Below are 9,464 nucleotides of genomic sequence, written 5' to 3' on the forward strand. Positions count from 1 at the left end.
TGTGCGCCTGCTCCGCTCGTGAGCCTGCCGTGCGCGGTCCCGGCTCGGATGCCCGTCGGGCCGCGGCGCCTCAGGCCGCGCGCTCGTCGAACTCGGGCCGGCGTCCATGCTGACGCATCAGCGCGTCGTACTCCTCGTACAGCGTCTTGCCCGACGCAGCACGCGGCAGGTCGAGCCCCAGCACCTTGGCGCTGAGCAGCCCCGAGAAGGCCACCACGCGGTCACGCTCGTTGTAGCGGCTGGCGTTGCGCAGGTTGTTCAGGTGCCGCTTGAGCGTGTCGACCAAGCGCTTGGCCAGGCGGTCCGGCACCTTGGGGATGTCGTAGCAAGGGCCCACCTGATCGACGTACGCCGCGATGGGCGGCTCGAAGGTCTCTTGCCCACGCGCGGCCTCCGCGGCCATGCGCTCCTTGCCGGCGATCACGGCGTCCCGCAGCAAGCGCTCGATGCGCTCGGGCTCGAAGGGCTTCGCCACGAACTCGATCTCGTGCTGCCGGCTCTCGCGCGGTAGACGCGGGTCGTCGTCGCCCGTGACCAGCGCGATGGTGATGTGCGGGTTGTGGCGCCGCAGGTACTCGCCCAGCAGGATGCCCTCCATGCCGGGCAGGTTGTGGTCCAGGATGGCCATCTGGAACGACCACTGCGTCAGCAGCGCGAGGCCCTCCTCGGCGGACTCGGCCGCGACCACCTGGTGCCCGCTAGCGATGACGAGGTCCACCAACAGGCGCTGCATGTCCGGGTCGTCCTCGATGACCAACACGGTGAGTTGGTCGTCGGCGGCTTCGGGGGGAGGACTCGCGCGCATGCATCGCTCCTGGTGAGGGCCTGGTGAGGGAAGGACAGACCATTGATGCTATCGGCAGACATCTGGGATCACAAGGGCACCGCTCGAGACGCGCGCCCTTCCGCTCCTTCTCGAGGACGTACTTGCTTTCACAAAGAGTAGTTGATGTAACCAAGACGGGGTGTGTATTAAATCTTTTGTTTAGTGATATATTTAACCAAATGGGCAGCGGACTGTGCGAGCCTCCCGTTGCTCACGCCTGGCGTGGGCGCTGAGAGGGGACGTGTCGTCTCCGAATTTGGAAGGAAGCCAATGAACCGAATTCGTTTGCCACTTATGCGCTTGCTACTTGTTTCTCTATCGTTCGTCTTCTCGGTGGGTTGCATCTCCACCCACTACGACGGGGACGACATCGACCATGACGGATACAACACCGTCAACGGCTACGCCCCGGACTCGGGCTACGTCACGGTCAAGCTGTGGGACTTCGTCGATTCGGAGTGGGACACGATGACCAGCGTGACGTACGGAGGGGTCACCTACCCCTACACCGTGCCCACGTGGGACTTCGCGGACCTCTACTACAGGACCAACGACCTCTTTGGGTTCGAGTGGCGCTACCCACCCGCTGCGGCGATCAGCTCGCGGTACAAGCAGGGGGGCTTCATCCGCGCTCAGTTCTCGCAGGGGGGCACGACGTTCTACGTGTTCGACAGCGCACTCAACACGTTCGACCCCAGCGCCGTCAGCCCGGAGATCTGCATCGCCGCCATCCTCGACCCGTTCGGGACCGGCGGGTACACGATCCCGACCGATTGGTCGCACACGAGTACGACGACCACCATCATCACGCAGAGCATCTTCACCCGGTGCGGCGGGAGCAGCTTGAAGGCGCTCAACCTGCGACTGTGACCGCCTGAACGAAGGGTGGCTGGGGCTCCATCCCGGCTGCCCTTCGTCGGCGCTCCTGCGCATCGCGCGCCACGGGTCTGCTGGAGCGGGACTCGTGGGCTCGATGCGCTCGAGCGTGCCCCGCGCGTCGGGTTCGGGCTATGGTCGGTCATGACCATTCCCCAGACGCCTGATGACACCCGTCTCCCTCTTGCCATTCTGGGCGCTGCGCTTGCGCTCGCCGGTTGCGGGGGCGGTGCCGACGCGACCCCATACGCGAACGTCCTGAGCGGCGTCGAGACTGGCGGCAACGCACGCGTCGTCGCGATCACCGCCGTCGACTCGAGCGGCGCCGAGGACGCCACCTATGTCTATTCGGACGACCTGAACGCCGCCTGTGAGGCGAGCTGGGAGCCGAGTGGGACGCTGTGTGACGACGATGGTAGCTCGCCGACCACCCGCGACTCCGCCACGCAGAGCTTCCGCACGAACCAGAACACGGGTGCGACATGGAGCGCTCGGGACGGTCAGAGTGGACTCGTCACGGGGCAGCTCATCATCGACGCCTGCGCCCGCGGCTGCAGCACGGTGAGCTTCACCGAAGCGAGCGTGTTCCAGATGTTCAGCGACGGGAAGCTCACGCACATTCGCTTCTTCGTGCATCCCGAGCTGGGGGGCTCGGCGCCAGCGTGGGACGACGCTGGATGGGAGGCGCTCGGGCCGGAGCGCATGGTGGGGCCGGGGGCGCACGACGACACGGATGGAAGCTTGGTGACGTCCCCCACGCGGATCGACTTCGGTGACGTCGTGGAGACGCGCTACGTGCGGATCGAGGCGCGCAATGACGGAACGCACGGCAGCCAGAGCTACACCGAGGTGCGTAGCGTGAAGCTCTTCTGAGCGGAGACGGGTGGCGCCGGCGCCAACTGCGTCTCGCGCGCTCGCGGCAGGCGTGGTCCCGCGGGCCATCGGACCCCAATGACGAATTCACCTATCGGTGAGTTGAATGTGTGCGGGTGTGTGTGATACGAGTATCGTCTGTTTGTTTCTTTGTTCGGAGACGACGACGTGCGACACGCCCCTTGGATCGCGGTTCTAGCCCTGTTTTCGACCTCGTTCGCGGCCTGCTCGGCCCCGTTCGACACGGAGCGTCGCGCGCTCGGTCGCGGCACCATCGGCGCAGAGATCTACAAGGTCGTCTGCCAGCGCTTCTCGTCCGAGGCGCTGCCGAGCGACGTGTCGGGGGGCCAGACGCGGGCCCTGTGCGCAGGCGAGGCACCCCCCGAGAGCGCCCCCAGCCCGCAGCTGCGCGCGCTGGCGGAGAACCGCACGCGGCTGATCACGGCGCTGGACGCCACGTTCCCGGAGGCCCTCGAGGACGACCTCGACACGCTGCTGCTGGACCTGCTCCCCCTCTACGACCGTCCGGACGAGCAGCTGCCCAACACCACACGCGGCGCGGCCAGCCTGGTGTACGAGCTGATGAGCGACGAGGCGGTGCTGACGGCGCTCGAGCAGGTGGGTGTGCGGCGCGGCTACCGGCCGCTTCGTCGAGCGCTCGGCGTGGCGCGGCCCGTGCTGGCCTACGACGACTTCCAGAACTTCGCGACGACGGTGCTGGCCACCATCGACGAGGGGGGCGCCGCGCACGACGAGTACCGCGCGCTGGTGGAGGCTCTGGCGGCGGACCTGGCGGTGGACGACCCCGTGCCCGAGCCGACCGGCGACGGACGCGGCACGCTCGCCGTGGCGCGCGAGCTGATGCTCAGCCACGACGACGCCTACGGGCCCAGCTCGCCCGTGCTCATCCCACAGCGCGACGCGCGCGGCATGGCCGTCCCCGCAGCGCTGGACGGGAGCCTGGGCTTCGTGGACCTGGACGCCGACGGCCTCGCCGACGTGGACGACGAGGGGCGCTACCTCGACGCGTCGGGCGCCCCGCTGAGCCTGCCCGCGCCCTTCGCGCTGCTGGGAGAGCCCGGCGCCCCGGCGCGAGACGCCGACGAGCGCGCCCTCGACGACCAGGCGCGCCCACTGTTCGCGTACCACGAGCTCAACCGCACGCTGCTGGCGGGGCTCGCGCGCGACGTGTCCCCGCTGTTGGATCCCGACCAGCCCGGGCTCCTGGACACGCTGCGCGGGTTGCCGGTGCTGCTGGGCCCCAACACGGACGCGCAGGAGCAGGTCGGCGCCATCACGCTCGACTACGCCGGCTACGACGACTCGCAGGGGGCCTTGCGTCCGCTCGTGCACGCCCTCGCGCCGCTCTTGTCGGAGACGGAGACGGCGGACGCCATCGCCGCCCTCGAGGTGCTGCTGCGTGATCACGAGGGGCTCGTCGCGGGCCTGGTGCACGCGGGCCACGTGACCGACGCGCGCAGCGACCTGACCCCGCGCGCCGACCTCGTCGAGGGCAGCGAGCTGTGGGACGACGTGATCCAGGTGGCGCAGTGGATCGTGCAGGAGCCCGGCCTGCTCGAGGCGCTGCTGCGCGCGCTGGCCGACCCGCAGGCGCGGCGCTTCGGGCAGATCTTCGCGGAGATGATGACCTACAAGGATTACACGGAGGGTCCTCCGGCGAACGACGTGAACCTGCACCTGGCGGACCAGGACTGGGCCGTCACGCCGAACCGCAACGCGCCCGACGCGCGGGGGAACCAGAGCGTCTTCCAGCAGACCATCTCCGCCATCCACGACCTCGGCTACGTGTCGGTCTGCAACAAGGCCAACCCGCAGATCGTGCTCCAGTACCGGGACATCTTCGGCAACCCCCAGTCCATCACGCTGCCGCTGAACTTCATCGGCGAGTGCGACCTGTTCCGCATCGAGGACGTGGCCGAGACCTATGCGCTCTCCCTCATCGGCGAGGCCACGCTGCCGCTCTCCATCGAGCTGTTCAACGACCTGCTCAACGCGCCCGTCATCGGTCCGCTGCTGCGCGGCATCGTGAACAACCTGCTGCAGGCGCTGACGGGCATCGACGGACTCACCACCAGCCCCACGCCGTACGCGCTGAATCGCCTGGTGTTCGTGGACAGCCCGGTGGTGGACGGCCTGATCGACCCGCCGCTCACGCGCGACGGGCAGCTGTTCAAGCAGCGCCACGGGCCCGTCGTGTTCGCGTGGGAGCGCGAGTACCACTTCTGCAACGACGTGCTCATCCCGTATGGCGCGCCCTGCAACGGCACGCGCGACCAGACCACGTTCCTGGACGCTGCGCAGCCGCTCATCCGCGCCTTCCATCAGTACGATCGCCGCACGGGAGGGCGCTTCCTGTTCACGGAGCTGATCAGCGCGCTGCACCTGCACTGGCCCACGACGGGCAACGACATGGTGCAGGGCAGCAACCCCAACGCGCCCGCGTTCGCGCATCGCGATGGGGGCGTGAACTACGAGCCCATCGTCGCGACGCTGTTTGCGGACTGCGTCGGCGCGCCTGGTGCATGCAGCGCGAGCCGTGGCGCCCAGTTCATCACGCGCCTGCACGAGCTCGGTCAGGTGCTGGATGGCATCGAGGTGCGCCCGGGCGTCGACGGAATCGACGCGCTGGCGGCCCTCGGCGAGCGCCTGATCGACCCGGCGCGCAACACGCGGCTGCGCAACTTGGACGGCACGGGCACCACGCGCACCAACGGCGGCCGCAGCATCCCCGTCACGCCGCTGTATCAGCTGCTGGACGCGCTCGCGGGCATCGACGCGCTCTTCGAGCCGGAGGCCGACCGCCACGAAAGCTGGCTCGCGGGTCGTAGCGCGCTCGTGGACGCGTTCGGCCTGACCACGCGCACCTCGGTGGGGCACCGCTTCGACAATCCGCACACGCCGCCCGCGCTGCGCGCGCTGACCGCGCTCGCCAGCCAGCGCATCGAGGCGCACCGCGACGGGGGAGACCTGGTCCCGTGGGCCGCAGGGCTCGACGAGCGCATGTCCACCAGCCTCGGCTCCGCGGTCAGCACGGCGGCGCTGCGCTTCCTCGAGGCCATCCAAGCGGACGAGGACGCGCGCCGCGCGTTCGCGCACTTCCTCGCGTACCTGATGGACGACGAGGCGCCCTACGAGTCGTTCGCGGTGACCGTCGCGGCCATCGCCGACCTGATGCAGGTGCTGGACGACGACGCCCACATGGACCCCATCCTGACGGGTCTGTCGGAGGCGCTCGCTATCGGCGTACGCGACGCGGCGGAGAACGGCGGCGACGTGAACATCGACGGGAGCACGCTGGACCGCACGCTCGCGCTGCTGCGCGAGATCAACGAGCGCGACGCGAACCACACCATCACGCGCGTGCTCCAGAACCTCGTGTCGCTGCCGCCCGCAGGGCCGGCCGAGACGCCCCTCGAGACCATCATCGAGGTGGTGGCCGAGGTGAACCGGCAGGTGCCGAACGAGGGAGGCTCCATGAGCGCCGCCGATCACTTCGACGTGTTCGAGTCGGTGCACCACTTCCTGACCGGGGAGATCCGCGGCATCGAGCGCATCTATCAGGTCGTCCAGAACCGGGAGATCGCAGAGTGACCACGCAACGTCTCACCCCCGCGCTGTTGCTCGCGGCCTTCGCGCTGCTCGCGCTCCCCACCGAGGCCCACGCGGGCGGGTTCTACATCAGCGATCGTGGTGTGCGTCCGGCAGGCCGCGGCTTCGCGTTCGTGGCGGGCGCGGACGATCCACAAGCGCTCTGGTACAACCCGGCGGGCCTCGGCTTCTCGGGTCAACAGCTGCTGATCGACGCGAACCTGCTGTTCTTCCGCGGGAGCTACACGCGCGTGGACAGCGGCGGCAACACGCTCCCCACGGTGGAGGCCGAGGTGCCGCTGCTGCCGCTCCCCATGCTGGCGTACTCGGACAACTTCGGTCTCGAGCGCTGGACGTTCGGGGCCGGGCTGTTCGTCCCCACCGCGGTGCTGGGCGAGTATCCCTCGGGCTTGGACGGTCAGGGTCACCCCTGCGACATGGACGATGACCCGAACTGCGGCCCCGCGCCGCAGCGCTACTCGCTCATCAACCTCAACGGCTCGGCGCTCGCGCACCTCGCGCTGTCGGTCGCGTACCGGCCCATCGACGAGCTCTCCATCGGGCTCGGCGTGCAGATGATGGTGGGCGTGTTCCAGGCCGTGGTGGCGATGACCGCGTGCGACCGCTTCCTGTGCACGCAGCCCGAGAACCCCGAGTGGGATGGGTATGCGCGCCTGTCCATCAACCCGGTCATCGAGCCCGGCCTGCAGGGTGGCGTCATCTACCGCAACGACGTGCTGTCGCTGGGCTTCTCGTTCCTGTGGTGGCCCAAGGCCATCCGCGGCGACGCCACCATCGACGTGCGCCTGCCGAGCGCGGTGCTGTTCGAGGGGGCGCGCGTGGAGGGCAACAAGGCGCGCGTGACCTTGCCGTTCCCGCTCACGCTGCGCGCGGGCGTCGAGGTGCGCCCCACGCCGTACCTACGGCTCGAAGTGGCTGGAGTCTTCGAGCGTTGGTCGAGCCAGTCTCAGGTCACGGTCGACCCGCGAGACGTGTGGATCCGCGACGCGCTCGCCATCGGCGACTACGAGGTGGGCAGCCTGTCGATTCCCCGCAACATGCGTGACACGTACTCCGTACGCGTGGGGGGCGAGCTCACGCTCCCGTTCGAACAGCGGCTCAGCGTGCGCGGCGGTCTGATGTTCGAGACGTCCAGCTTCAGCGACTCGCACCTGACCGTGCTCACGCTCGACACGCGCAAGTACATCCTTGGGTTGGGTGCCAGCTTCGAGGTCAAGCCAGGCATCTTCCTCGACGTCTCCTACGCACACCTCTTCCTGCAGAACCGGAACGTCACGAACAGTCAGGTGACGCAGCCCAACCCCATCCGCCCGCCAGCAGCGGGCGACATGGCTCCGGACGGTCCGGCGTACATCGGCAACGGCCGCTACGCGATGGAGGGCGACATGCTCGGCATCGGGCTGCGTTGGCAGCCCAACACCGCGCCCCCGGTCGTTACCCCCGAGCCGATGTCGGAGCGAGGCGAGGGGGATGCGCCGACCGGGCGCGACAGCGGGGAGCGCGAGGCGCCTGCAGAGGACGCATCGCCCACGGCCACGCCGGACGCCCCCCAGGGTCCAGACGCGGGACAGCCCTCGTGGTCGACGGGCTATGCTCGCTGAGCGTGCGCGGCTCACACCGAACACCACGCGAATCAACGCGCGACCGTCCCTCGTGCGTCATGACCCCAGCAATTTCTCTTGATACGATGATACGTGTGTTGTATCCAGGCGTTGGTAAGGTCAACCAACGCGGAGGCCCAACGGCCGATGCAGCGGGCGATCCCCGAATCCTCCACGACCCTCTGAGTTACTGAAGATCCTCTGAGAGGCACCCGCGACCCGGTCAGCTGCGCCGCTGACCGGGTCGTTTCTTCCGTCCTCGCTTGTTCCGGCGCAGCACCTCAGGGCGCGGCGGTCGCCAGCTCGTCCTTCGCCACAGCGAGGATGTCGCGGGCCAACCGGTCGATCTGCTTGAAGCTGGGCCCCTCCAGCATCACGCGCAGCTTCGGCTCGGTGCCGCTCCAGCGCACCAACACGCGCCCGTCGGCGCCAAGCGTCTGCTCGGCGTCGCGCATGGCTGCGGTCGTCTTCGGCATCTTCTGCAGCGGGCGTCGCACGGGCAGCGTGCCGTTGACCAGCACCTGAGGCACGCGCTCCATGACCTCGCCGGCGAGCTCGGACAGCGGTCGCTGCTCGCGCAGGAGGATGGCGAGCACCTGCATGGCGGCGACCAAGCCATCGCCTGTGGTGGCGTGCTTGAGAAAGATCAGGTGGCCCGACTGCTCGCCGCCCAACGCGAGCCCGCGCTGCCGCATGGCCTCGACCACGTAGCGGTCTCCCACCGCGCAGCGCAGCAGCTTGCCCCCCTCGCGGACCATCGCGCGCTCGAGCCCCAGGTTGCTCATGACCGTGGCCACCAGGGTCTTCTTCGGCAGCGCGCGGCGGCGCAGCATGCGCGTGGCGCACAGGGCCATCAGCGCGTCGCCATCGACGACCTTGCCCTTCTCGTCGACGATGATCACGCGGTCGGCGTCGCCGTCCAGCGTGATGCCGATGTCCGCGCCCCGCTTGCGCACCTCGCGCGCGCACGCCTCGGGGTGCAGCGCGCCGCACAGGTGGTTGATGTTCGTGCCGTTCGGCTTGTCACCCAGGCTGTAGACCGTGGCGCCGAGCTCGCGGAACACGGCCGTGGCCACGCGGTACGCCGCGCCGTGTGCGGCATCCACGACCACCTTGAGCCCCTCGAGCGTGAGCTCGTCCGGGAAGGAGGCCTTCACGAACGCTACGTACCGTCCCGGCGCGTCGTCCAGGCGCTCGGCCGTGCCCACGCGCTTGCCGGTGGGGCGACCCTTGTCCAGTCGCCCGTCCTCCATGAGCGCCTGGATCTCGACCTCGGTCTCGTCGGGCAGCTTGAACCCGTCGGGCCCGAACAGCTTGATGCCGTTGTCTTCGTACGGGTTGTGCGAAGCGCTGATGACCACCCCCGCGTCCGCGCGCATGCTGCTGGTGAGGTGCGCGATGGCGGGCGTCGGTAGAGGGCCCGTCAGCATCACGCGCCCGCCCCAGGCGCACACCCCAGCCGCGAGTGACGTCTCGAAGAGGTAGCCCGAGATGCGGGTGTCCTTCCCGATGACCACGCGGGGTGGGTGCTTCACGCGTGTCCGCGCCTGGTAGGTGATCGCCGCGCCGATGCGGAACGCGGTCTCGGGGGTCATGTTGCCAGCGTTGGCGAGGCCGCGGACGCCGTCCGTGCCAAAGAGAGATCGAGTCATGTGCGT

At 68.9% G+C, this 9,464-nt stretch carries 6 protein-coding genes; 4 read left to right on the plus strand and 2 right to left on the minus strand.

The features are described from left to right. Positions 1 to 70: 70 nt before the first annotated feature. Positions 71 to 805 carry a response regulator gene (locus H6726_10650; protein ID MCB9658096.1) on the minus strand — a complete coding sequence of 245 codons (735 nt, stop codon included), beginning with the start codon at positions 803 to 805 and terminating at the stop codon, positions 71 to 73. A 354-nt stretch (positions 806 to 1,159) separates the two neighbouring features. Here H6726_10650 and H6726_10655 point away from each other — a divergent pair, with 354 nt between their 5' ends. The 4 genes from H6726_10655 (at position 1,160) to H6726_10670 (ending at position 7,806) form a co-directional block, all read left to right on the plus strand. Further along, complete coding sequence (locus H6726_10655; GenBank protein ID MCB9658097.1) at positions 1,160 to 1,696, plus strand: hypothetical protein; 537 nt, start codon at positions 1,160 to 1,162, stop codon at positions 1,694 to 1,696. A gap of 150 nt (positions 1,697 to 1,846) precedes the next feature. Next, positions 1,847 to 2,575, plus strand: a complete 729-nt coding sequence (locus tag H6726_10660) for a hypothetical protein (protein MCB9658098.1) — start codon at positions 1,847 to 1,849, stop codon at positions 2,573 to 2,575. A 168-nt stretch (positions 2,576 to 2,743) separates the two neighbouring features. Further along, positions 2,744 to 6,187 (plus strand): hypothetical protein, encoded by a 3,444-nt coding sequence (locus H6726_10665; GenBank protein MCB9658099.1) that lies wholly within the window; start codon positions 2,744 to 2,746, stop codon positions 6,185 to 6,187. Further along, positions 6,184 to 7,806 (plus strand): outer membrane protein transport protein, encoded by a 1,623-nt coding sequence (locus tag H6726_10670; protein ID MCB9658100.1) that lies wholly within the window; start codon positions 6,184 to 6,186, stop codon positions 7,804 to 7,806. The genes H6726_10665 and H6726_10670 overlap by 4 nt, the downstream gene beginning before the upstream one ends. Positions 7,807 to 8,087: 281 nt before the next feature. Here H6726_10670 and H6726_10675 read toward each other — a convergent pair whose 3' ends face one another. Next, positions 8,088 to 9,458 carry a phosphoglucosamine mutase gene (locus tag H6726_10675; protein ID MCB9658101.1) on the minus strand — a complete coding sequence of 457 codons (1,371 nt, stop codon included), beginning with the start codon at positions 9,456 to 9,458 and terminating at the stop codon, positions 8,088 to 8,090. Positions 9,459 to 9,464 lie beyond the last annotated feature (6 nt).

Source organism: Sandaracinaceae bacterium (genome assembly GCA_020633055.1).
Classification (GTDB): domain Bacteria; phylum Myxococcota_A; class Polyangia; order Polyangiales; family Houyiibacteriaceae; genus JADJJE01.